The organism is Streptomyces sp. NPDC032126 (assembly GCF_055580085.1).
In genome coordinates this window covers 1-22,249 of sequence record NZ_JBVIMA010000019.1, presented here as the reverse complement: position 1 = coordinate 22,249, position 22,249 = coordinate 1, and the positions used below count along the sequence as shown (strand labels likewise).

The window sequence follows — 22,249 nt, the reverse complement described above, 5'->3', positions numbered from 1 at the left end:
CTGCCCGGCGGCTACCGGCTGACCCTGCGCACCCGCGAGCTCCACAGCCAGCTTGAGGCCGCCCTGGCCCCGCCGTCGCCCACCAGCCCCGACAGGCTCGGCCCGGCAGGTTCGAGTCCGGAAGCTGACTCACCGTCAGTTCGGCACGTGGCAACGATAAGCACCTTCAAACGAACCATAAAGCACCGACATCGGGTGATCCGAAAGAGACGCCGTAGTCGAAGAGTTCACCCGTCACCGCCCCAACGGCCGGACGAACTAGACCAAGAACGCGCGCACCCTCACCATCCTCATGTACGGGCTCGGCACCGGCACGGTCGTCTTCGAGCACGACGTGCACGATCTCGCCCGGATCAACGTCGACCTCGCGGCCAAGCCCGTCAGCCAGTTCCTGTGCACCGCGGCGCGCTTCCCCGCTTCGCCGAGCAGACCGTCGTGTACTACGTCGGAGCCGCTTCAGCTCCTGATCTTGAGTCGAGGGGCCCCGGGGCCGTAAAGCGCAGTCGGGTTTACTCGGTTCGGCGCCGGAGGTGGCCCGTGTCCGTGCGCGGTGGTGGGCTCGGCCGGGATGGCCGGGGAGCGCTGCGGTAGTACCGGGCGACGGCGCCATGACTCAGGCTGTAGCCCTGGGACGTGTGTTCAAGCAGACCCACCTCGGCTGCGCGTGCGAGGGCGGTGGGCAGGCGTAGGGGGCTGAGGTGCCGCAGAAGCACAGGACGGGAGATCGAGACAGACAGCCACTGGCCGGTCGTAGTCGTCAGGAACGCGAAGTGGAGCCCGATGAGCACGAGGGCCAAAGAGTCAGCCAAGGGCGCTGCATACACCGTCAGGAATAGCAGGACGGCGTCTGCGACCGAGCGGTTCGGCGTCGTGGTCTTCCAGAGGGCGGGCAGCGGTCCCACGGCCACCAGGCAGCTGAAGGGAAGAGCCATCAGATGGTCGTCGACTTCGTAGGACTGTTCGGTGATCGCGGTCAGGTTCAAGCCCAGGCAGACGATTCCCGGGACTGCCGCCAGGACGGCTCGTACGGGGGAAGCCAGATCCCGCAGATCTGCCCGGACCGCTCTCAGGACCGATTCCTTGCGCAGGTAGGCGTAGCTCAGCAGGAAAGCGCTGAGCGAGCCAGCGATCGCAGTACCGCTCGCTGAAGTGGTGCTCTCGTCCTGATACGCATAGTCATACGTGGTGTAGTCAGGCCCTGCCGTGATGGATTCCAGATACAGGTAGGCGCACAGGGCGAGGACGGCGCTTTGCAGGACGGCGGACACAATGCCACGAGGGCGCGGGCGGTACAGGTCCGAAAGAACGCGGACTCCTCTGCCCCTGATGGACTCGCTTGTGGCGACACGTTCCAGTGCGAAGTGCAGGGTTGACGCGCGGGTCGGGCGGCGCCGCTCGGGTCGGGGGGAGTCCGGCGGACTGAGGAGTTCCCGGGTCGTCGTAGCCTGCTCGACAAGGTAGCCGGCCAGCCGGTATTCCAAGTCCTCTGCGCTCACGCCGTCAGCGATCAGTTCGCGCGGGTCAGCCCGCCCGTCGGTGTACAGCATGCGGGCCGCCCCCGCGAGCAACGGGGAGGAGAGGACTCGGGTGGCGGGTGCCTCTGGTTGGGCGCGCAGGACAGTGATCACAGCAGTCCAGTCCTTGGCCTTGGCGCGGGCGCGGGACTCGGCGCGGGAGCTACGCTGCAGCCAGCCGTCCAGGTCGTCGAGGCTTAAGGGCTCCAGCCGGATGCCGGCGCTGGCGGTGATGACCGTGTCGGTCTGCTCCACGGCGGCCGTGTACTCGGTATAGCCGCTGACCACCACGAATCGTGCAGTGGTCGGGAGGTGGTTGAGGGCATCCAATGCATGGCCGCGCTCGGCGAGGGAGAGCTTGCCGAAGTCGTCGAGGATGGGCAGGAGCTGGCGCTTGCCGAGCAGGACGTTGACGAGTTCGCCATGGAAGACAGCCTTCCTCCGCATTTTGCCATGTGCCTCGGCGACGAGCGCGTTCAGCTCGGTCGCCATCCACTGCTGCAGACTCTGCCGCTCGGGCCGCCAGGTACTGAGGGAGAGCCGGACGGGCAGGGCGGCTGACAGCAGGTCCTTGCTCAAGGTGAGCAGGTGCTCCCCCAGACGGCGGGCCAGCTGGGTCTTGCCGCTGGCGGACTCGCCGAGGATGAGGAGGCGGCCTGCCGGGACCAAAGCGAAGATCTCTGCGATGTCCGTGTATCGCCCGTGCAGGTCCAGAACGGCTTCCTCCTGGTCCATGAAGTCGGCCGGAACAGTGCTGTAGCGCACGGGGATCGGCGCCGGATGCGCCGCGAGCCCCCGCACGTGCGATTGCGGTGTCAGGGAGCGCCAAGCAGCCTGCTCCAGCGCACCGTGCCAGACCGGGGTCGCTGACAGATCCAGTGCTGCGGCGCCCGGCGAGGTGCCACTGCCGGGATACGGTGCCGCCGACAGGGCGCCGGACGGCGCCACCGACTCCAGCCCGGCGCTCGGCCCCTGCAGCGGCACGGAGACGTTCTGTTCGGCGGCCGCGGAAGGCGCGGTCAGGGTCTCGCCTGCCTGCCCGACGACGGACGTCTCCCCGCCGTCCCCACCGTCCCTGCCGTGGTGCGCTACCTGAACGGCGAGCGCGGCCTTGGCGTAGCGGCTCTGCCACAGCGCGAGGTTGGCCTCCGGGTCGCATGCGAGGACCCACGCCTGCACCAGTTCCCAGCGGGGCAGATCCCGCCCTGTGGTTGCCATGCTGAGCGAGGCGGGGCTCCAGTTCACGGTAGCGGAGAGTTTGTCGAGCGTGAGTCCGGCGGAACGACGGAACTCGCGCAGTGACTGCGCGAGTTCCGCCAGGGCCGGAATGGACGTGTCGAGCTCACGCTGCGGACGTCCGCGCTGCCCTCGGGACATGCAGATGCCTCCTACCGGCCGCGTGCGGGCTTCAGCAGGACGGTGACCCGCTGGGCCAGGTCCAGCGCGGTGGTGACAACCAGAACGATGAGGACCAACGCGGTGTTCGGGTCGTAACCATGACGGGTCATCAGCACGGTGGCCACGGCCACCACGATCACCACGACGATACGGACAGGGAGTACCGGGGTCCACCAGCCGGTGCGGTAGGACTCCTGGGGCTGCAACATGAGCGCCTCCTGGAAGGAACGGGTCGACGGTCCGAACGTGCTTGCGCACATCTCTCTGCCGGTACGGCCCGCAGTTGGCGCTGCGGACGCTTCGCCGCCATGAGCACGAGCGGCGGGCAGACCTTCACCTTGCCCTGTCACCGAACCAGCAACCAGCCCGCCAACATGAGGGCATGAGCACCTTTTAGCTGGATATGTGCTACAGGCTGAAAATACCCCGGCTGCGCCCGCGCGGAACTGAAGAAATCACCAGCGAGCCCGTCCTTGCAGGTCGGCGCGCACATGCAAGGCATTCCGCCACCGTTCGGCCATCGCGAAGAATCGCACCCCCTAAAGAAAGAGGTCCGGGCACATAATCAGGATGGGAACACAACCGCGAACAATGCGGTGCCCCTGCGAACGGAACTCGACGGTCCGGACGCGCACCACCCGGCAGGGCCGTTGGCGCGGCCCTGCCACCGCCCTCAACACCCCCAGCGAGTGTCGGCCTGGCGCTCGGCAGCGGTATCGCGGCCCTCGGCGGCGCGTGAATCGTGCGGCGACGTTCCGCTGCAGGCAGGCGGCGAGATACTCCTCGCGGCTCCAGCCCTCGTCGCAGGCCCGCCCGGCGATCCGGGCGGAAGCGTCCCGCAGAGCCGGGGCCTTCAACGCCTCGGTCAGACAGATCAGTTCGGAGCCGGCATCAGTGACGAGGCCAGTTCCCGGCCGACGGCGCATTCCGCAGCACTCATGCTGCAGCAGGTCCCCCCTGATGCTGCAGTCCGGCACCGTCCAGTGCCCATCCGGGGACGCCGGACTCCGTCGCCCGGGAAGGAGAACGTGATCGTCCTGGGGCCGCCCGGCACCGACAGGGCGATGACCTCCCGTTTCACCGGCCGGCGATGGCCGAATCGAAGTCCTCCCGCCGCGAAAGCGGATCCGAGCCGGGCGCGGCCGGGCACCGCGCCCGGTGGAGCAGGCCGACGTGAGCCGGGCATCCGCTCCGGACCAACGGCTGCACACCGTCCCGGAGCGGCACGGCGTCCCGGCGAGGCCGACGAGCGCTGCGGGCGGGTGCGGACGCGGATGCGGCGCCGCGGGCAGGATCCGCCCGACGGTGGAAGAACTGATGGTCACCGCCCCGTGCCACGTCCAAAGCAAGCAGTGCCGCACATCGAGAAGAAGGGGGCCGCAGCGTGGCAGCCGGCCATGACGCGCTCTGGATGCCGGCGAGATTGACAGCCACCCAAAAAGAGCGTCATATTGATTACGCGGAACTAGCGGCAAAAGTGGTGGGCGGCGGAAGGCACCCCTCAAGGGGTGTCGACCCGGAGCGGCAACCCCGGCCGAACGTCCCGCCGACCACCTTCACCAACTCGACTCGCCCGCCGGCGCGTGAGCACCGAAGGAACAAAGAGGAGCAGGCCCTCAGTATAGGGCCGCAGCCAGAACCGGAGAGTGCAATGGCCAAGGCCCTGAACCCGCAGCGCCGCCTCGTCGGCGGCCGCGCCGTGGTCAACCGCGACTGGATCCGCGAGTTCACCGGCGCCAGCGTCGGGACCGCGGCTCGCTGGTACAAGATCCGCCTCGAGCAGCCCGAGGAGCACCGCCACCCGGACAAGGAGCGCATCGACGGCGCGGACTTCTACGACGAGCAGCAGTTCCGCGACTTCTACACCTGGTTCCAGCAGGAGAAGGCGAGCAAGGTCCTCAAGGCCGACCCCGAGCTGTACGAGCTCGACCCGGAGACCGTCGTCTCCATCAACAAGGCAGCCGAGCTGCTGAACTTCAGCGGCGCCTCGGTGATCCGCAAGTACCAGCAGGCCAACCCCGGCTACTTCCCGGACTCCGTCGGCGAGGTCGAGGGGCCGACCGGCCGCATGATCCAGGCCTTCCGCATCGGCGACCTGCAGGACTTCGACAAGAAGCGCACCGGGGACAGGCTCGGCAAGGCCGGCCGCCGTCCCGGGCCGCAGCCCGGCGCGGCCGTCGGCCGGCCCTCCGCCCTCGAGGAGGTCCTCGCGGCCGAGCTGAGCGCCCGCGCTGACGGTGAGCCGCTCACGGCCACGCAGCTCGCCGAGCAGTTCGCCGCCGAGCGCATCGAGCGCGACGGCTACCACCCGGGGCTGGCCGCCGAGCTCAGCGTGCAGTACGGCGGGCCGCAGCGGGCCTGGGAGTACGCCGTACGCAACGCCCTCAAGCACCGCCCGGCGGCCGCGCCGCCTCCCTCGGAAGCCGACCGGCGGGCGGCCATCGCTCTGACCGCCCTGCGCGAGCGCGGCGACGTCCGCGGGCTTGCCGCCGCCCTCGCCCGCGAGCACGGCGGCAGCCGCGACGTCTGGGAGCGCGCGGTGAAAGCGGCACGCAACCCCGCCGGCCCCACCGCCTGATCTCCCGCCCACCAGCCGAAGGACGAGCCATGGTGCCCAGCTATCAGCTCCGCGACACCACCACCCGCCAGCTCCTCGCCTGGGATCTGGCCGACTACGCCGCGGCCGAGGCCGCCCTGGACCGCCTCGACGACAAGCTGGAACACGACCTCGCGGCCAACGGCGAAGGCGCCGCACGCATCCGGCTACGCCTCGACATCGAGAAAGTCACCGACGGCACCGCACAGGCCGTCGGACACCACGTACTCCTCATCGGAGTCGACGACCCCACCGACCCCCTGCCCGCGCTGTAACTGCCTTTGCGGGAAAACAGAAGGGGCGGGGTCGGAGAGCGTTTCGTGCCGATGTTCAACCCCCCGAAGGACCGCCCGCGACGAGGTCGGTGAGCAGTTCGCGGACGGTCTGCTTGGCCTGCGGGTCCTCGCCGGAGAGGAACGCGGTCGGAGTCTGGTCGAGCGTGGCAGGCGAGGTCATCACCGGGAAGAGCATGGTGTTGAGTGTCTTGACGACGCGCGTTTCGGGGAGCGCTTCCTGGAGTTGCTCGGCCAGGCTCGAGCCGGGGTAGACCAGGTCGGCGGGCAGTCCGTCCGGTCCGTCGGTGGTGGCGTTGGAGACGTCGACGAGGATCTTGTCGCGCAGTTCCTCGCGCAGGGCGACGAGCGTCTCCAGCGAGCCGGCACCCGGGGTGGCGTTGATGACGATCCGGGCTGTGCGGGCGGCGTCGGCGGCGACGCCCGGCGTGCGGTCCGCCACGGTCACCTCATGCCCTGCCCGGGCGAGGGCTGTGGCCAGGTTGCCGCCGACGCGGCCGTTTCCGAGAACAGCGATCGTGGTCATGATGATCTGGTCCTTCCGTACGTGCAGGGTGTGGTGCGCGGTCAGCGCGAGAGCGTGGATACTGCCTCGGCGTGGACGCCGGGCGCGGCAGCCAGGAAGCTCTCGCTTTGCGGGGTCCACGGGCGGCCCTCGGCATCGGAGATCCGTCCGCCGGCCTCGGTGACGAGCAGCGCCCCGGGCAGCAGGTCCGCGCGGGCACCGGCGAACTGCCAGAAGGCGTCGATCCGGCCGGCGGCCACGTTCAGCAGGTGCAGGGTCGCGGGCACGGCGGCGCGCACGACGAGCGCGTCGAAGAGCATCGCGCTGATCGAGGAGCCGACGCGCCGCACGACCTTCTCGTCCTCGTCCGGCCGTGCCTGGCTGGTGGCCACGATGCCCAGGCCGAGGTCCGCGGTCCGGGAGACGTGCAGCGGCCGGCCGTCGAGGTGGGCGCCCGCACCGGCGAGCGCGGTATAGGTCTCGCCGGTCAACGGCAGGTGGACCGCGGTGAGCACCGGCTGGTTGTCCCGCACGAGGGTGGCGGTCACCGCCCACTCCGGCAGGGCGTGCAGGTGGTTGACGTTGCCTTCGGCCGGATCCACGACCCACCATTCGCCGGGCGGCAGCGCCCCGCCGTCCAGTTCGTCCTCCACCCAGCCGGCGTCCGGGCGCAGGCGCGTGAGGCGGGGGCGCAGGATATCGAGGGCAGCGTCGTCGTTGACGGCGAGCGCGCGCATCAGCTCTTCGCGGGTCTGGTAGCGGACCACCTCGCCGAAGCGCTCGCGCAGCGCCGAACCCGCCTCACGCACGGCGATCGCGGTCTGGTCGAGCAGGTCGGCGTCGGAGACGGCGACGTCAGTGGTCTGAAGCGTTTCGGACATGGCGGTACTCCCGTGTGAGAGAGGGGTGTTGAGGCCGGTCGGATCGAGCTGTGCGTTCCGTCTTGCGCTCTGCTCTCGAAGGTATAGAGCCCCGTCATTAACTTCAAATGCATGCTAAGCACGGCTAGGATTACTCATATGCAATTGGATTTGAACCTGCTCGCCGCCCTCGACGCGCTGCTGGAGGAGGGCAGTGTGGCCGGGGCGGCGGCGCGCCTGCATGTCACCGCCCCCGCGATGAGCCGGAGTCTGGGCCGGATTCGGCGCACGACCGGGGATCAGATCCTGGTGCGCACCGGTCGCACGATGACCCCGACGCCGTATGCGATCGCCGTCCGGGAACAGGTGCATGAGCTGCTGCAGCAGGTCCAGGGGGTGCTGGCACCGAGTCGTGAACTCGATCTGGCAACGCTTGAGCGCACTTTCACACTCCGCTGGCATGATTCCCTGGTCGCCTTGAGCGGCCCCGCACTGCTCGCGGCCGTGCGCGCACAGGCGCCGGGCGTGCGACTGCGCTTCGTCGCGGAATCGAGCATCGACACCCCCGAGTTGCGGCGCGGCGAGGTCGACCTGGAGGCGAACGCCAACCTCCCGAGCGCACCGGACATCCGCGCCGAGAACGTGGGCGAGACCCGCCTCGTCATCGTCGTGAGGCAGGGGCACCCCCTCACCCGCGTCAGCGCCGTCACCGCCAAGCGGTACGCCGCCGCTGAGCACGTCACCGTCTCGCGACGTGGAAACCTCAGCAATGCCCTCGACGACGCCCTCGCGCGGCTCGGCCTCACCCGCCGCGTGGTGGCGACCGCGCCCACGGAAGCGGCCGCGCTGGAGTTCGCGCGCGGCTCCGACATCCTGGTCAGCGTCCCCGAAGCCACCACGCGGTCAGCGGTCGCCGACCTCGGCCTGGTCGTGCTCCCCCTCCCGCTCGAACTGCCGTCGGCACCGATATACCTGTCATGGCATCAGCGCTACGACACCGACCACGCCCACGCCTGGCTGCGCGGGCTGGCGCGAACCGCGCTGGCCATGCGCGGAGCGTCGTAGCCGGCGCCGTCCGGCCGCTTCACCCGTACGTCCACGGTCCACTCGACCACACCCGCGATCTGCTTGAACGTCAGCACCGGCTTGTCCGTGCGGGTACGGGCCGTGGAGGCGGCCAGACCGACGCCTGCGGCTCACCATCGCGGATCGCCGGTGTGTAGATCAATCTCACTGTGATTCCTGTACCTCAACTACTCACACCCGGGATCGTGTGCTTGATCCGGTCTTCGCAGACAGCGCCTGTCGCGGGGAGAGCTGTACGCCGAGTCACCGCCGACGTGACCGGACCGGGCGGGGCTGCTCATCCTGCGGGCGAATACTGCAACTCTCGAATACCGACACTCCACCAGTGGCCGACCACAGCGCCTTCAGCCCGGGCGCTCAGTGATGGCACAGCCAACTGCGCAGCCCTGGACGGGCGTTGCGCAATCGGGCTGCGCAACCAGCCTGGGGATCCTGCGCAGCCGAGTTGTGCTGGGGCCGCTGCGCAGTCGCCCCCAGTCTCCTGATCTTCTCTTGCGCAGGTCCCTCCGGCGCACTGCGCAGGTGTCTGTCGCGGCCCCGCCGGCTTCCGCACGCGCACCCGGTGGCCGGGCTCTGTGGCCGGGCTCTGTGGCCGGGCGGCAGGTGACCGCACAGCGGTCGCCGGCCGGGAACCAGCGCGGACGTTAGGGCCTGTCGCCGGCTCCCGGCTGCCCCATGGTGGGGCCCGTGGTCGGGCCGGCCACGACCCCGACCACAGGCTTCGTGTCCCCTTCGTGACCGTGGTCGGGGGTTCGTGGTCGGTGGTCGGGTCGGGGCCGGCGGGTTTCCTCAAGGTCAGCAACCACCGTTCTGACCCGGGAGTCTGACCATGTCCCCTGCCCAGCAGGCCGCGCAGAGCGAGGCCGCGGCTCCGACGGCGGCCGGCGTCCGGCTGCAGGCGATGCGGCGCCGCGTACGCCTTGCGCGTCTGGCGCTCTGGACGGTCATCGCGGCCGGCCCGATCGCCCTGTGCGTCGCCGTCGCCTCCACCCCCACCCCCGTACAGGCGGCCGCCCCCGCCAAACCCACCGCCGTGCGCACCACGCCGGCCGCCGACCCGGGCGGCTACGCGCAGCTGTTCCTCAGCGCGTGGCTGCGCAGCAGCACGGACGACGCGACAAGTGCGCAGGCACGGCTTGCGCACTCCCTCGCACCCGACGTCGAATTACCGGACCCGGCCGCCGGTGCGCAGCCTGCGCCGCAGTCCGTGACAGCGGTACGCAGTGCGCACCGCTCCGAAGGCGCGTGGTCGGTGACGGTGGCCGCGCAATACGCCGACGGACGGTTGCGCTACTACACCGTGCCGGTGGCCGCCAGCGGCGCGGGCGGCTCGTTCGCGGTGACCGGTGCGCCCGGCGTCGTGGCCGGCCCGCCCCGGGCCGCGATGGCGAAGTCGCCGTACGGCGTGAGCGTCCCCGAAGGTGAACTGTCCTCCGCCGTCGGAGAGTTCCTCACCGCCTACCTCACCGGCACCGGACAGGCCGACCGCTACCTCGCCCCCGGCGAGACACTGCCGCTCCTCTCCCCCGCCCCATACACAACGGTCTCCGTCGGACAGGTGTCAGCCGACTCGGCCGCCGCGACCGAGCAGGCGCCCGCCGACGGCACGAAAGTACGCGTCCTCGTCCGGGTGGAGGCCCGGGACGCCACCGGCCGGTGGCCGCTGGAGTACGAGCTCGCGCTGACGGCGCGCTCACGCCGGTGGGAAGTCACGGCACTTCAGACCGGAACCGATCAGGACGGCGGTGCGCGGTGAACACCACACACCACCTGATCCTCGCCGGACAGCTCGACGACCTCGGCAACTCCTGGATCACCATGTTCCAGAACTGGGCAACCAAAGGACTTCAGGCCGGTCTCCTCGTCCTCGTCGTCATCATCATGATCCAAAGATTCTCCCTCAAAGCCGGGATCGGCGCCCTGCTGCTGATGGTCATCGCCCTCGGCCTCTACAACTCCCGCGACAGCCTCGCCAACATGTTCGAAGACGAGGTCAAACACCCCTCCAACAGCACACCCGCCACCCCCGGCATGGTCCAGTCCGAACTCCCGGCCTCCCGCGACCACTCACCCAGCGCCGGAGGCCAGCTGTGACCGCGGCCACCGGCCGGGTGAGCCGCTACTACACCACCGCCCGACGCCACCCCTGGGTACTCGGCAAAATCGCCGACTGGAAAATCCCCCTCGGCCCCTACACCCCCGCCCAGATCGCCATCGCCGTCACCGGCGGCTTCCTCCTCATCAAAACCATCCACTGGTGGTCCTGGATGGGACCCATCCCCCTCACCGCCTGGCTCGCGACGATCTGGACCGTCCGGCAACCCAAAATCCGCGGTCGTGCCCCAATCCAGGCCGCGCTGGGCTGGGTGCAGCTGGCACGGCAGCCCCACACAGGACGCATCAGCGGCCGGGCCGCCCGCGACCACAGGCCCCACCCCCTCCTCGGCGGCTTCACCATCGAAGACACTCCCCCGCTCGCCACGGCACCCACACCGTCTCATCCGGATCAGCAGCCAACTCCCCAGACGCCACATCCCAGCCCTGCCGCAGGCCGCTCCTCCACACGCCACCACACGCAGACGGCCGCATCCGCAATGCCGATACGTCCCATACCGGGTGGGCAGCCTGCCTCCCGCGCGCCGCATCCGAGCCTGGCCACGGACCGCTCCTCCACACGCCACCACACGCAGACGGCCGCCCCCGCAATGCCGGTACGTCCCGTGCCGGGTGGGCAGCAGCTGCTCGCCCTCCGTCGCCCCACCACGATCGACTGCGGGGAGCGGACGGGCAGCCAGCAGGATACGCGGACGGCATGACACCTGGACCGCGATCCGCCCCGTTCCTACGACCGAGCAGCCCGCGCTGCCGGGCTGCCGTACACCGCGTAGGCCAGCCAGGTGGGGTCGCCGCCGTGGTCCCGGATGGCCTGCCGCGCGTGCAGGGAGGCCTGGCCGAGGGTCGTCCCGTGGGTGAGCAGGTGGTGGTAGAAGGTGTCGGCGAAGGTGAGGGCCGAATCCGAGCGCACCGGCCACAGCGTGCCGATGAACGCTGCGGCCCCCGCGCGCAGGAACTGCGGCGCCCATCCCAGGCTGGTTGCGAACCAGTCGATCTCGCCGGCGCTGCGGCAGGCGTTGAAGAAGACCAGGGGGTGAGTGTCCCGCAGGGCGCCGGACTGGGTGGCGTAGGCAAGGTCGATGGGATCGAACGGCCCGTCGGCCATGGTGACGTGCGAGCCGGCGCCGGTGAAGGCGTTGTGGCAGGCGAAGTGCAGCAGGCCGATGTCTCCCGCGTCGATGAGGTCGCTCACCCGGCTGCCGTGTGTCAGCGTGCCGAGGTCGACCACGGCGCTCCCCAAACTGGCGCGGAGGGCTTCCACTTCGCGGGCTGCCTCCGGCGGCGAACCCGGGGGCACCACGAACGCGGCGCGCCGCATGGTCAGATCGCGTACCCGTTCCTGGCCGAAGACGCGGCGTACGACCGGGAGCCATTCGGCCAGGAAACCGTCCCCTTCGTGGTCGCGGTCGCGAGGGTACAGCAACTCCCATGGCACCGCGTCGTGTTCGCCGAGCACGGTGAATGCCGTGATGCGATCCGCCTCTTCCCAGAACTGCCGACGGACGGCATCGGGTACCGCGCTCGCCCACAATTGCACCCCGAGATTGCGGAGCCGTCGACGAGCCTGCCCGTGGTCACCTGCGGTGCCGGGCCCTGCCGCCGCAGCGGTGTGTCGCAGCTCGTCATAGATCAGTTCCCGAGCGGTATGAGTGTCACCGGCCATCAGGCGAAACGACTCGGGGGCATAGGTGGTCTCGCCGAGCAGTTGGAAACTGTGGGTGCCGTCCTGGCCCTTCAGGACCTGCAGGGTCACTTCGCCCGGGTCGAAGGCCAGGGTCGTCAAGGGACTGCTGCGGGTGGGACCGTCCCGGGCCGGGATTCCCGTCTGCACGGAGATCTGTGCGCGCAACTCACCGAGGAAGGTGCCGCCGCGGAAGGCCCGCACCGTCACCGTGTGCAGCCCGGGAGCCATCGTCTTCAGCCCGAAGCGCAGGACGTCCGAGTCTCGTCCGGGCATCACGGTCAGCTCCTGTTGGAGATCGCCGAGCGCCAGGAGCCCCGGTGCGTGTACCGTGATCATCAGTCGAACGCCCTCGGTTGGTACGTGGAATGCAAGCAGCACCATTCCCGTAGCCACATCGCCGGGGCCTCGCGTGACCTGCACCTGCAGCGGCACTTCACGGCCCGGCGACGCCTGCTCGGCCAGTTCGGCCGTCAAGTGGTGCGGCGTGACTGGTTCAGTGCCCGGCGCGCCGGTGGGATGTCCAGGCGGCGGAGTGGCGAATTCGGCGCGGCCGTGGGCGGCAGGGGGTGGGCCGGGGCCCGGCCGTAACGTACTTGAGATGGCGGCCGGCCCGCCCTCGCGCAGTTCCCTCAGTCGCGCGAGTACGTCCCGCGTCGCGGACATCGACAGCGAACGAAGGTAGGCGAGCATGTCGCCACCGCTGATGTGCTGAGGAACGTCGAGGCCGGCGAATTCGCGCAGGACGCGAATCATCGTCACGTTGTCCCTACCCAGCGCTTCCACTTCCGCCTGGAGTTCGAGTTGGGTGCTGCGGGATTCGGCGCGCTCCTGGTAGGCGGCGATGAGATCGTCCAACTGGGCGTTCTCGATCAGTTCACGGTGCTGTGCGTCCTGGCTCCCCGTGACGAACTTCGCCCTGATGGCCTCGAAACGAGCCGGACTCGTGGGAACGAACCCCCCGAGAGCGGTGTCCAGCGGCTCCACTCCCCAGGTCTCCAGGGCGCGCCTGATGCGGTCGGCAAGGTCCTCATGGACGCGGTCATGGGCGCCGAGGAACTCAAGCAGCGAACTGCTCGCGGTGGTCCCGTCGAAGTAGCCGCTGACAGTAGCGCCGAGGACGTCCCGGACGAACCGCTTGATCGGCGTGGGGTCGTGGACGATGCCGCCGAAGCCGGTCGTGCTCGCGCCACCGAAACGGCTCACCAACTTCGGTGCGGCGCTCGGCGGGATGCGCAGCAGTTGCTGGAGGTCCACACGTAGGCCGACGCCCTCGACGTCGACCGTGATCTGTCCGAGGTCCGCGTCGTAGTTGTCCGTCTCGGACGCCGCTTTGGTACGCCATCGGAGAACCAGCGCCCGGGTGGGGATCACGATCACGCGGACGAACCAAGGGTTGAGCGCGTAGACGGTGCCTCCGTCCAGCGTCTCCTCCTGCACGCCCCGGCAGCCGCCGTTCTCCAGGAACACCCAGGGAAGTCGGAAGCCGCGATGCCCGTCTACCCGCGGAGCGACAGTTTCGGCGATGCCCTCGGGGGGCTCGGCCCCGTCCAAGGTGACGACCACTCCGGTCTGGCCGTCCTCAAGGATGATCTCCCGCAGGTGAGCCTCGGTCAGCCCTTCCCGCGTTGCCTGCACGTTGTCGACGGTGATGACCTCGAACAGCCAGGGGTTGATGTCGTAGTCCGCCCCGCCCTCGAGAACGGCGAGCTGTCGGCCCTGCTGGCCGCCGCCCGCAAGGAACGCCTGGCCGTCCTGAAAGCTGTCGCACTCCACATGCTGGCCGAACTTCCGGTCGGGACGCCTTTCAGCACCCTCCTTCGCCCGGACCAGCCCGACCGTACCCGCGGGAACATGGGTGCGCGGCACCAACTCGACCCTGAAGAGCCGCGTGTTGATGTCATACGACCGGCCCCCGGCGAGAACGGACACCTGCCGGCCCCGCCGGCCGCCGCCCGCGAGAAACGCCTGGCCGTCCTGGAAGCTGTCGCACTCCACATGCCGGCCCAATCCCTGGCCGGGAGGCATAGCGGCACCCGCCTCCGCCCGGACCAGGCCGATCATGCCGACCGGCACGCGTACTCGGGGCACGAACTCCACCGAGCGGGTCACCGGTAACAGCCAGCGGTGTTCTCCTGAGGGCAGGGTGCGGACGAGCACTCGGCTCCCGCCGGCCACCGGATCCTTCTCGCTGAACTCGTGGGCGGAGGGCGTCCGGCCAAAGCGTCTGGTCACGATGCCGATGTGGTCGGCAGGCACCACGACGCGCCCCGCCCAGTAGAGCCAGGCGACAACAGACAAGAGCATCCCGACCAACACAACGATCAGCATGGGCATCGGCAGACCTTCCCCTCTCGCCGCCGTGCACGCACGGTGGGCGCCCATCAACTTAGCGCGTGCCATGACCGAGTGAGGGAGCGTCAGAAATGTTGCGATCGTCCCGACTCGACCCGCCCGCGCTACGCCTGCGCGGACGCCGGCGACCGGCTGCAGAAGGCCATCGGCACGGTCAAGGACCCACTGGCGCATCGAGCACGACTACCGCGAACTCAACCACGGCCTGGACCTGGACCACTTGGAAGGCCGCTCCTGGACGGGCTGGCACCACCACACCACCCTGGTCACCGCCGACCACGTCTTCCGTGCACCGCCCACCAACCTCTGCCGCAGGACACACCAAGATCAAGACAGACCTATCGCAGTCCTACTAGGGCTCCCATTCCTCATCAAGCATCGAGTGCACGACCGAGTCACGCCATCGACCAGACTTCTCGATGTGGCCTCGGACAGTGCCCTCCTCTACCATGCCCGCCGCCGCCATTGTCTTCGCCGAAGCCTCGGTCAGCGGGGAGCGTGCACCCCAAATCCGGTGCAGGCCAATTTCCTCGAACCCAAGACCCAGCAGGAGGCGCACGGTCTCAAGGCCATAGCCGACACCCCAGGCATCAGGGACAGCGCAATGCCGAAGTTGGCGGCACACTGCTGATGGGAGTCCATCGCAATCCGACCAAACCCGATCACCTGGCCTGTGGCCCGCTCCACGACAGCGAGCGCGTACTCGCTTCGCGGTTCCGCCGTGGCGGAGGCGATGGACCGGGCGTCGGCGGGTTCAGTCTCGTCGAGTGCTCCCTTTCCTGGCCCCGGCCGCGTGCTGGTGAGCCCGGCAGACAGTGGAGTCCACCGACACGGCCCATCCCACATCGTCAGCAGCGTCCGCCTGGGCGAGGAGGGCAGCGAAGATCCGTCGCCAGGTGCCGTCAGCAGCCCACCCAGATCAGGCGTTTGTGAGCGATCTGGAACGCACCGAGCTCGTGGGGCAGGTCCCGCCAGGGTGAGCAGGTGCGGTACTTCCACGCGATGGCCTCCAGAGACCGGCGGTGGTCAGCCCACCGCCGTCCACGGACCGGATCGGCCGGCATAAGCGGCTCGATCCGGTCCCACATCACATCAGTGATCACTAACCGGAGAGACACATCCGATCAACCCATCAAGGAGACACGCTCTAGCCGCCGCCAGCCTGCCCCTCGCCCTCGGCGCGGAGTTGCTGCAGACCGCGCTCCGTCCCCTCGCCCCCGCCGGGCCCTCACTGAGTAACCCGGCTGCGGCGCCCGCGCACGTCGCCGAATCGTCCGCACGTGGGACGACACCGACGCGCAATTCTGCGGCCCCTGGGAAGACATCGACCTGGACGGTGAGCCTCCATGACCGCCTCCGACCGCGACGGCGCATCGTCCCCGTCTTCAGCGTCCTTGCCGCCCCATCAGCTCAGGATGCCGGTGATCGGCTTGCCGGTGAGGGCCTGGGCAATCTGCCAGCGCATTCCTCCCCGCGAGCCCTTGATGATGACCACGTCACCGGGCTGCAGCAGCTTCTCCAGCAGTGTCGTAGCGGTGTCGTTGTCCCTCACGATTGCAGTGTCCACGCCGGCGTCGGCAGCACCGAGGGCGAGCTGCTTGGCCAGAACGTCGCCCACCGCGATCACGATGTCAACGCCGAGCCTGCCCGCCTCCTGGCCGGTGTCCCAGTGGGCCCGCGCCGCCTCGTCACCCAGTTCGAGCATCTCCCCGAGCACCGCGATCCGCCGCGTTCCCGGCTTCTTCGGTCCGAGCTCATCAGACACCGAGGATCACTCCCCGCCCTGCGTAGAAGGCATCGAGACGTTCCCACGGCACTTGCGCGGCTTCCTGCGACAGGCCCGGCAGACCGGACGGGTTGTGCAACATCACGCTCTCCTCGCTTGCGCCAACGGCGAGCACTAGGTGCCCGCCCTTGGACGGTGGCTCAACCTCGGGTGTGCGGATCGTCTTGTGCACGGACAGCAGTACCAGGCGGCCCCCTGCGACGATCTCGGGGATACGGTCGGCGGGCAGGTCTGGGGCGGCCTCCGCGTGCAGCCCCCACCGGGCCCGGACGTGGTCGGCGAACGGCTGATAGATCAGACCCTTCACCGCGTCCCCGTCGCGGACGTAGGCGCCGGCCTCACAGAGTTCGTTGACGAGCGGAACGGAGGCCGGCACCGGGTGCCGCCAGAAATCGAGCGCCATCCGCAGGCACGCCACCCCGCACATGCGCGGGGCCCAGAATGCGTACTCCTGCGGGGTGTCGGCGCCGGACTTCTGCCACAGCGGATCATCGGCGGCGTGGACGCGACCAGTGACGAACTCCGCCACCAGCGACGCGGACTCCCACTGTGAGTAGTAGGGGACGGGATGGAGGATCGGGACGCTCATGCGTCCCAGTCTTTCCTATGGAAGGTAACTCGGCTTGGTGTACGCGGACCTGAGGATATGTTGCATCAGGATCGGGTACGCGATGCCGCCGGCCCGCGCCATGGTGGCGAGGTTCCCGCGCTCGGACAGACCGGGCAGGGTGTTGCACTCCAGGACCGTCGTACGGCCGTTGGCGCCGACCATGAAGTCGACGCGGAGCACGCCGTGCGCGCCGATGAGATGGAAGACGCGGAAGGCCAGGTGCTGCATGCCCTGGGTGAGGGGCTCGGGCAGAATCGACGGACAGTGCTCGACGCGAAGCGCCGGATCGTGTTTGGCCGCGTAGTCGTAGAAGTCGTTCTTCGGCTCCACGTCGTGAACGGGGAGGGTCACCAGTTCGCCGTCGACCTCGACCAGGCCGACGGTGCACGGGATACCCCGCACGTACTCCTCGACCATGTACTCGGCGTACGGGTTGGACCGCGCCGCTTCGATCATGCGCCGCAGTGTCGCCTCGTCGCGCGCGATGCCCGCGGCAAGGCTGCCGCCGCCCGAGGACGGCTTGATGAATACCGGGTAGCCGATCGTGTTGCGGACGACGGACAGGTTTGCCTCGACCGTGATCGAGGGATGCACGACGACCCAGCGGGGGGTGTCGATGCACGCGGTGACGAGTAGCTGCTTGAAGGTGGGCTTGTGCATGCCCAGCGCCGATGTGAGAACCCCGGAGCCGGTGTAGGGGATGCCGACCGTTTCCAGCGCACCCTGGATCTTCCCGTCCTCCCCGCCGAGGCCGTGGAGGCCGAGGAGGGCGACGTCGAGACGGCCGGGGAGGCCGGAGATCGGAGTGTCGGCGATGTCGATCAGTTCGGTGTTGAGGCCCGCCCCGGCCAGTGCCTTGGCCGCGTGCTCGCCCGAGGCGATTGACCCGGGGCGTTCGGGGGAGGTACCTCCGCAGAGGACACCGATCCGTAAGGTGGCCACGTCCGGCACCGTCGTAGCTGTCACGCGATTCTCCCTTGAAGCGATGTGACGTTCCGGTGGTGCGACCGGCGCCGCGGTCGTTCGCCGTGGGGGACACGATTGCGTGCCCCCCCCCGCGCGCCGGAGTCTCAGAGCCCGACAGCCCGTCGGAAGGCGTTCTCGCTGGGCCATGGCTTGTGTGTCAGCGTGGGGACGCCCTTCCTCCCCCGCCGAGCGCTGGCTGGCCCTGCAGGGCGAGGAGTGCCCGGGACAGGAGCGCCAGGTCGTACACCTCGCCGGCGTCCCGCGCTGCAGCGGCGTCGTTGTCCAGGGCGCGGCGTGCGCGGGCTATCACGTACTCGGCCGCCTCCCGTGATGCCCGGTGCAGCCCGGACTTCCGCTGCTCGACGTCGGGCAGCAGCAGCCGCACCTGGCCGCGCATCACCTCGGCCGCGTGCGCCCTCTCCTCCTGCGACGGCTCTGTCATGGCGTTGAACACCGACTCATACGTCCGACGCAACAGGTCAGCGTCGAACCCGGCTTCGGTGGATGTGCCGCCGGTCGGCGGCCCGAGCGGCGTCATTCGTCCGCCCCCCGCACCGGGAATGTGTCCGGACCGAGCTCGGCAAGGTCGACGACCGTACAGCCGGCAAGCGTGGCCACCAGGTGATCCCCGACCATCCACCGTCGGCGCGGGTCGGTGATGTGCACGACCTGCATCTCCGTCGGGACTGGATCGGGCACGCCCCGCTCGTACATTTGCCCGTACACGCCGTCGATGAGAGGCTGCGCCACCCAGACAGCCACGACCCCGTCCTTCAGATGCGGGAACAGCCAAGCAGCGACCGGCGCGCAGAGGAGGCACGACGGCGGATCCGACGTCATCTGCCCTTCGGGCCAGTCGGGGTGCACACCGCGGCGGTCCTCCAGCAGCCACAGGCGACCCTGCCCGTTCACATCCGACGGGCCCCCGCACACCTGGCACAGGAACCTGCGCATCGCTCGGCGCTGACGCGGCCCGTGTAACGTCCCGTGCTCCGGCGCGCCCTGGCCCTCGCTCAGCGACCACGGCCGCCACAGCGCACCAGGGTCGTCCATGTGCAGGTATCGGGCGAACGCCAGGCCGCGCGAGGTGGCGGCCAGCGGCGGCATCTCCAGGTGCTCGGTGCTCCACGCGGTGATGTACGGCACGGGCTGGTTCTTGAAGGCGAGGGGTCGGGCATTGCTCTCTTCCCGGGGATACGGGGTGGGATGCGGGGTGGGGAGGCGCCGGCCGTAGGCGACGGGGGACGTCCACGGCCGGCGCCGGTCTATGCGTCGCCCGAAGGCGGGTCGGGCTGTTCCAGCGGCCTGTCCGGCTCGGCCATGGGAATGGTTGCGTCGTGCGCGCCGAACTCGTCGTGGACGGTGACACCGAGGAGGGTGACGGCGGCGATGTGGCCGGCCGCCCACAGCCCGCATAACGGGTCCCGGAGCCTCATACGATCGGGGCCCAGGTGAGGCGGCCGTTGAGGTGTGCGCTGAGGGGTCCCCCGGGTCGCAGCTCTTCGCCGCTCACAGTGGCCAGCCAGCCTCCGGCGCCCATCACCCGGCGGGCGAACGCCCGGCGGTGCGTGGCATCGTGGCTCAGGCGCCCCCAGTCGGCGAGGAGGCATACGCGGTCGACGCCGTGAGCCGTCTCCATAGTGCGGATGAGGGAGTCGAACGCCGGCCGGGTGTCGGCGGTCAGCGCGTCATCGCCGTTGTCCACGAACCATCCGCCCCACCTCCACCCCTGTTCCTCGACGTATTCGCCGCAGGCGCGCAGGCGCAGCTCCGACATCGCGGTATTCGATGTCGTACAGCGGTCGTAGATGTACGCCAGTGGTGGCGCAGTACTCATGGGAAGCCCCCTGGCATGTTCGGATGGTGGTAGGGGAATGCCGCGGCCTGCTGGCTCACGTGTGCTCAGATAACCGCCGGACCGGGGCTGATGTGGATGCCGAATAGGCCGGGAGTTGCGCGCGACCCCCCTGCCGTTTTGACCTTCTGTTTGCGCTTCGTGTTGACCCCGAGCCCTAACGTTCTGTCATGCCGGGGACACGGAACGAGGTGCTCGCGTCATGGATGCAGCAGCACGGAATGCTCATCAGGGAGCTAACATCCCTGGTCAACACGGCGATCAACGACCTGACGGGCCATCACGGGTCAGTCAACGAGAGACACATCTACAAACTTCTTTCCGGCGAACATCGGTCGCCCAACGCCTTGCTGAGAACGGCGCTTGAGAGGGTTACGGGTCTCCCAACCGCAGAGTTAGGCTTCGTCCCCCGGGGGAGTAGGAACTCAGAAGCTTCCCCAACACCCGAGGACGACCCCTTGTATCGCCGCACCTTCCTCGCCGCGGCCACCGCCGCTGGAGCCTCACTGACTGCACCGTCCACTACGCAGCGCCGACTCGGATCAGCCGACGTGGACCGGATGAATGCGAAGTTGGCAGCTGTCGTCAGCATGGACAACAAGTACGGGGGGACGCAGGAACTCCAGAACCATGCCGCCGCGCTCGCCACGGAGACCGTGGACCTGCAGAACACGCACACCACGTCCGCCCGTATCCGATCCGAGCTATACGGCGTCGCCGCAGCGTTCATGGCGAGCGCCATGTGGGCCGCCATCGACGGCCGCCGCCTTGAAGAGGCGGAACCGTACCTCAACCAGGCCGTCACACTCGCCGGCCTGGCCAATAACCGGCACGTGCTTTTCCGAGTGTGGGGCCACGCCGGAATCATGTACCGGCACCTCGGCCGCCCCGCCGATGCTCTAGCCGCCGGCGAAGCCGCCCGGGCCACGTCCGTCACCCGCAGCGACCCCTTGTACTCCTCCCTCGCCCTCGCCCGGCTCGCGACCTTCCAAGCCGACATAGGGGACGACCACAGTGCCCTCCGGGCGATCGGCATGGCGCAGGCCAGCTTTGACCGCGCCGACCAAGCGAAGCACCGGCCGCCGTGGATGGGCTTCTACGACCAGGCCGAGCTGGACAGCCTGGCCACCTTCGCGTACCTCCGGCTCGGCAAGTGGGATGAAGCCGAGCGTCACGCACACCGATGCCTCGCCGGCCTGCGACCCGATCTCGAACGAAACCGCGCCCTGACGTACGCCAATCTGGCCCTGGCCCAGCTCGGCCAGGGGGACGTCGAACCGGCCGTCGCCGCGGCCCAGAGAGTCCCCGCAGGGATGGCCGGACACGGCCGCGTTCACATGCTCCTGAACACCTTCACCAACCGACTCACGGCCATGGCGCCACGCAGTGCTGAAACCATCGCGTGGCTTGAGCACCGGAGGGCAGCTGCATGAACGGCACAACCTACCGACGGACCAGCGACGTATCTGAGGTACGCCAGCTCATCCTCGACATCCACGTGGAAGTACGCGGAGAGTTCGGGTTGATGGACCGCCCCTTTTACCACCGCGACCGATTCGACGAGCGGTTGACGGCGTACTCGTCCCGCCCCGGCTGGGAGGCCGTCATCGGGTACCACGAAGAGGAACCAGTCGGGTACGTCTTCGCGGTACCCCTCGGCGAGAACACCGCGTGGTGGAACGCAGAGCGCGAGCCGCTCCCGGCCGACTTCGTGAAGGAAGACGGACAGCGAACCCTCGCCCTGAACGAGATCCTGGTCCGCCGTCCGTGGCGAGGCGCTCACGGCCAGGGAACGGCCCGCGCACTGCACGAGGAGCTGCTGGCACAACGCGAGGAGCACCGTGTCACCCTGCTGGTGAACCCGGCCCTGTCCGATGGCCGCCTCAAGGCCGTGTACGAATCCTGGGGCTACAAGCAGATCGGCAGCCAGCAGCCGTTCGACGACTCGCCGGTTTTCGCCACCATGCTGCGCGACCCACTCCACCAGTAGCGGATCACCTCGCGACGACAGCGACAGGCCGCCGGCGAACTGAGCCCGATCAGACCCCTTGTTGTCGGCGCCGTCTGCCATAGTGGGGTCGAACCTCTTCCCCGCCGACGCGGGAGTGGACCCGGGACGTGATGCCCATAGCCAAGGGTCAAACACTGTTCCCCGCGCCTGCGGGGGTGTCCCCCGTCGATGGGAGAGGACTGCCCCGTGGACCACCCGCTCGCCCGCGTCGTCGACCGCATCGACCCCGAGGCGCTGTACCGCGTCCCCGACCTCGCCGACCGCCTCGGCCTGCCCGTCAGCTCGATATGAAGTCTTGCGCTGAGTGGCGGGTTCCCCGGGCTGACCGGGAGGGCGGATACGCGCCCGGCGGCCGCCGCCTCGTCTGGACCGGTGCCACGCTCATCGCGGCCGCCGACACCGACCCGCCACCCCTCGACCACACCAAGCACGCGCCCACGGCCGCGACTGACGCTTCCCCACGACGGGACCAACGAGCAGACAATCCGGCGGGCACTTGATCAACAACTTCTGTTAGGACCTCTTAGAGGCCGTTCGCTTTCCGAATGCTGTGTGCGGATTCCGCTGGGCAGGCATGAGATTCCGGCTGTGGCGGGAGTCTCGACTCGTTGCTGATCG

At 69.1% G+C, this 22,249-nt stretch carries 20 protein-coding genes and 3 pseudogenes; 9 read left to right on the top strand and 14 right to left on the bottom strand.

Annotation, left to right across the window (positions count from 1 at the left end):
* Positions 1 to 509: 509 nt before the first annotated feature.
* Both ACZ5NW_RS37215 and ACZ5NW_RS37210 read right to left on the bottom strand, forming a co-directional pair.
* Positions 510 to 2,891 (bottom strand): helix-turn-helix domain-containing protein, encoded by a 2,382-nt coding sequence (locus ACZ5NW_RS37215; protein ID WP_468748483.1) that lies wholly within the window; start codon positions 2,889 to 2,891, stop codon positions 510 to 512.
* An 11-nt stretch (positions 2,892 to 2,902) separates the two neighbouring features.
* Positions 2,903 to 3,121 (bottom strand): hypothetical protein, encoded by a 219-nt coding sequence (locus ACZ5NW_RS37210; protein ID WP_468748482.1) that lies wholly within the window; start codon positions 3,119 to 3,121, stop codon positions 2,903 to 2,905.
* Between the two features lie 1,442 nt (positions 3,122 to 4,563).
* On the opposite strand from ACZ5NW_RS37210, the gene ACZ5NW_RS37205 reads away from it, so the two are divergent.
* Together ACZ5NW_RS37205 and ACZ5NW_RS37200 are read left to right on the top strand one after the other, a co-directional pair.
* Positions 4,564 to 5,490 (top strand): hypothetical protein, encoded by a 927-nt coding sequence (locus ACZ5NW_RS37205; protein WP_468748481.1) that lies wholly within the window; start codon positions 4,564 to 4,566, stop codon positions 5,488 to 5,490.
* Between the two features lie 29 nt (positions 5,491 to 5,519).
* A complete protein-coding gene (locus ACZ5NW_RS37200; protein WP_468748480.1) occupies positions 5,520 to 5,783 on the top strand; it encodes a hypothetical protein in 264 nt (87 codons plus the stop codon).
* Positions 5,784 to 5,865: 82 nt separating this feature from the next.
* Here ACZ5NW_RS37200 and ACZ5NW_RS37195 read toward each other — a convergent pair.
* Positions 5,866 to 6,327, bottom strand: a pseudogene (locus tag ACZ5NW_RS37195) (NADPH-dependent F420 reductase); the annotation flags it as partial.
* A gap of 41 nt (positions 6,328 to 6,368) precedes the next feature.
* Positions 6,369 to 7,187 carry a 3'(2'),5'-bisphosphate nucleotidase CysQ gene (locus ACZ5NW_RS37190; protein ID WP_468748479.1) on the bottom strand — a complete coding sequence of 273 codons (819 nt, stop codon included), beginning with the start codon at positions 7,185 to 7,187 and terminating at the stop codon, positions 6,369 to 6,371.
* Positions 7,188 to 7,325: 138 nt separating this feature from the next.
* Here ACZ5NW_RS37190 and ACZ5NW_RS37185 point away from each other — a divergent pair, with 138 nt between their 5' ends.
* The 4 genes from ACZ5NW_RS37185 to ACZ5NW_RS37170 all read left to right on the top strand — a co-directional run bounded on the left by ACZ5NW_RS37185 (position 7,326) and on the right by ACZ5NW_RS37170 (position 11,068).
* On the top strand, positions 7,326 to 8,231 hold the full coding sequence (locus tag ACZ5NW_RS37185; protein WP_468748478.1) for a LysR family transcriptional regulator: 906 nt from the start codon (positions 7,326 to 7,328) through the stop codon (positions 8,229 to 8,231).
* An 850-nt stretch (positions 8,232 to 9,081) separates the two neighbouring features.
* Positions 9,082 to 10,008 (top strand): conjugal transfer protein, encoded by a 927-nt coding sequence (locus ACZ5NW_RS37180; protein ID WP_468748477.1) that lies wholly within the window; start codon positions 9,082 to 9,084, stop codon positions 10,006 to 10,008.
* On the top strand, positions 10,005 to 10,346 hold the full coding sequence (locus tag ACZ5NW_RS37175) for a hypothetical protein (RefSeq protein WP_468748476.1): 342 nt from the start codon (positions 10,005 to 10,007) through the stop codon (positions 10,344 to 10,346). The genes ACZ5NW_RS37180 and ACZ5NW_RS37175 overlap by 4 nt, the downstream gene beginning before the upstream one ends.
* Positions 10,343 to 11,068: a hypothetical protein gene (locus ACZ5NW_RS37170; RefSeq protein WP_468748475.1), complete on the top strand. Its 726-nt coding sequence runs from the start codon at positions 10,343 to 10,345 to the stop codon at positions 11,066 to 11,068. The genes ACZ5NW_RS37175 and ACZ5NW_RS37170 overlap by 4 nt, the downstream gene beginning before the upstream one ends.
* Positions 11,069 to 11,094: 26 nt before the next feature.
* Here ACZ5NW_RS37170 and ACZ5NW_RS37165 read toward each other — a convergent pair whose 3' ends face one another.
* Positions 11,095 to 14,385 (bottom strand): CHAT domain-containing protein, encoded by a 3,291-nt coding sequence (locus ACZ5NW_RS37165; RefSeq protein WP_468748474.1) that lies wholly within the window; start codon positions 14,383 to 14,385, stop codon positions 11,095 to 11,097.
* 172 nt (positions 14,386 to 14,557) lie between these two features.
* Between ACZ5NW_RS37165 and ACZ5NW_RS37160 the strand changes: the two are divergent.
* Positions 14,558 to 14,689: pseudogene (locus tag ACZ5NW_RS37160) on the top strand (IS701 family transposase); the annotation flags it as partial.
* Positions 14,690 to 14,755: 66 nt separating this feature from the next.
* Here the strand turns inward: ACZ5NW_RS37160 and ACZ5NW_RS37155 are convergent.
* From ACZ5NW_RS37155 to ACZ5NW_RS37115, 9 genes and pseudogenes are all read right to left on the bottom strand, one after another.
* Entirely contained in the window at positions 14,756 to 14,962 is a 207-nt protein-coding gene (locus tag ACZ5NW_RS37155; protein WP_468748473.1) for a GNAT family N-acetyltransferase, read from the bottom strand.
* Positions 14,963 to 15,147: 185 nt separating this feature from the next.
* A pseudogene (locus ACZ5NW_RS37150) lies at positions 15,148 to 15,521 on the bottom strand (transposase); the annotation flags it as partial.
* A gap of 287 nt (positions 15,522 to 15,808) precedes the next feature.
* Positions 15,809 to 16,168 (bottom strand): glutamate ligase domain-containing protein, encoded by a 360-nt coding sequence (locus tag ACZ5NW_RS37145; RefSeq protein ID WP_468748472.1) that lies wholly within the window; start codon positions 16,166 to 16,168, stop codon positions 15,809 to 15,811.
* Complete coding sequence (locus ACZ5NW_RS37140; protein ID WP_468748471.1) at positions 16,161 to 16,778, bottom strand: C39 family peptidase; 618 nt, start codon at positions 16,776 to 16,778, stop codon at positions 16,161 to 16,163. The genes ACZ5NW_RS37145 and ACZ5NW_RS37140 overlap by 8 nt, the downstream gene beginning before the upstream one ends.
* Positions 16,779 to 16,793: 15 nt before the next feature.
* Positions 16,794 to 17,765, bottom strand: coding sequence for a D-alanine--D-alanine ligase family protein (locus ACZ5NW_RS37135; protein WP_468748470.1), 972 nt, complete (start codon positions 17,763 to 17,765; stop codon positions 16,794 to 16,796).
* A gap of 157 nt (positions 17,766 to 17,922) precedes the next feature.
* Positions 17,923 to 18,240 carry a DUF6415 family natural product biosynthesis protein gene (locus ACZ5NW_RS37130; RefSeq protein ID WP_468748469.1) on the bottom strand — a complete coding sequence of 106 codons (318 nt, stop codon included), beginning with the start codon at positions 18,238 to 18,240 and terminating at the stop codon, positions 17,923 to 17,925.
* A 59-nt stretch (positions 18,241 to 18,299) separates the two neighbouring features.
* Positions 18,300 to 18,911 (bottom strand): hypothetical protein, encoded by a 612-nt coding sequence (locus ACZ5NW_RS37125; protein WP_468748468.1) that lies wholly within the window; start codon positions 18,909 to 18,911, stop codon positions 18,300 to 18,302.
* A gap of 119 nt (positions 18,912 to 19,030) precedes the next feature.
* Positions 19,031 to 19,201, bottom strand: coding sequence for a hypothetical protein (locus ACZ5NW_RS37120; RefSeq protein WP_468748467.1), 171 nt, complete (start codon positions 19,199 to 19,201; stop codon positions 19,031 to 19,033).
* Positions 19,198 to 19,602 (bottom strand): recombinase family protein, encoded by a 405-nt coding sequence (locus tag ACZ5NW_RS37115; protein ID WP_468748466.1) that lies wholly within the window; start codon positions 19,600 to 19,602, stop codon positions 19,198 to 19,200. Before ACZ5NW_RS37115 ends, ACZ5NW_RS37120 begins: the two co-directional genes overlap by 4 nt.
* Before the next feature lie 188 nt (positions 19,603 to 19,790).
* Between ACZ5NW_RS37115 and ACZ5NW_RS37110 the strand changes: the two genes are divergently transcribed.
* Complete coding sequence (locus ACZ5NW_RS37110) at positions 19,791 to 21,053, top strand: tetratricopeptide repeat protein (RefSeq protein ID WP_468748465.1); 1,263 nt, start codon at positions 19,791 to 19,793, stop codon at positions 21,051 to 21,053.
* Positions 21,050 to 21,610: an N-acetyltransferase gene (locus ACZ5NW_RS37105; protein WP_468748464.1), complete on the top strand. Its 561-nt coding sequence runs from the start codon at positions 21,050 to 21,052 to the stop codon at positions 21,608 to 21,610. The genes ACZ5NW_RS37110 and ACZ5NW_RS37105 overlap by 4 nt, the downstream gene beginning before the upstream one ends.
* Positions 21,611 to 22,249: the final 639 nt, after the last annotated feature.

Excerpts from the sequence above, each read along its gene's own strand:
- ACZ5NW_RS37205 (WP_468748481.1), top strand. The coding sequence starts at position 4,564 with ATGGCCAAGGCCCTGAACCCGCAGCGCCGCCTCGTCGGCGGCCGCGCC.
- ACZ5NW_RS37200 (WP_468748480.1), top strand. The coding sequence starts at position 5,520 with ATGGTGCCCAGCTATCAGCTCCGCGACACCACCACCCGCCAGCTCCTC.
- ACZ5NW_RS37190 (WP_468748479.1), bottom strand. The coding sequence starts at position 7,187 with ATGTCCGAAACGCTTCAGACCACTGACGTCGCCGTCTCCGACGCCGAC.
- ACZ5NW_RS37210 (WP_468748482.1), bottom strand. The coding sequence starts at position 3,121 with ATGTTGCAGCCCCAGGAGTCCTACCGCACCGGCTGGTGGACCCCGGTA.
- ACZ5NW_RS37120 (WP_468748467.1), bottom strand. The coding sequence starts at position 19,201 with ATGAGGCTCCGGGACCCGTTATGCGGGCTGTGGGCGGCCGGCCACATC.
- ACZ5NW_RS37215 (WP_468748483.1), bottom strand. The coding sequence starts at position 2,891 with ATGTCCCGAGGGCAGCGCGGACGTCCGCAGCGTGAGCTCGACACGTCC.
- ACZ5NW_RS37110 (WP_468748465.1), top strand. The coding sequence starts at position 19,791 with ATGCCGGGGACACGGAACGAGGTGCTCGCGTCATGGATGCAGCAGCAC.
- ACZ5NW_RS37105 (WP_468748464.1), top strand. The coding sequence starts at position 21,050 with ATGAACGGCACAACCTACCGACGGACCAGCGACGTATCTGAGGTACGC.
- ACZ5NW_RS37165 (WP_468748474.1), bottom strand. The coding sequence starts at position 14,385 with ATGCCCATGCTGATCGTTGTGTTGGTCGGGATGCTCTTGTCTGTTGTC.
- ACZ5NW_RS37185 (WP_468748478.1), top strand. The coding sequence starts at position 7,326 with ATGCAATTGGATTTGAACCTGCTCGCCGCCCTCGACGCGCTGCTGGAG.
- ACZ5NW_RS37180 (WP_468748477.1), top strand. The coding sequence starts at position 9,082 with ATGTCCCCTGCCCAGCAGGCCGCGCAGAGCGAGGCCGCGGCTCCGACG.
- ACZ5NW_RS37115 (WP_468748466.1), bottom strand. The coding sequence starts at position 19,602 with ATGAGTACTGCGCCACCACTGGCGTACATCTACGACCGCTGTACGACA.
- ACZ5NW_RS37140 (WP_468748471.1), bottom strand. The coding sequence starts at position 16,778 with ATGAGCGTCCCGATCCTCCATCCCGTCCCCTACTACTCACAGTGGGAG.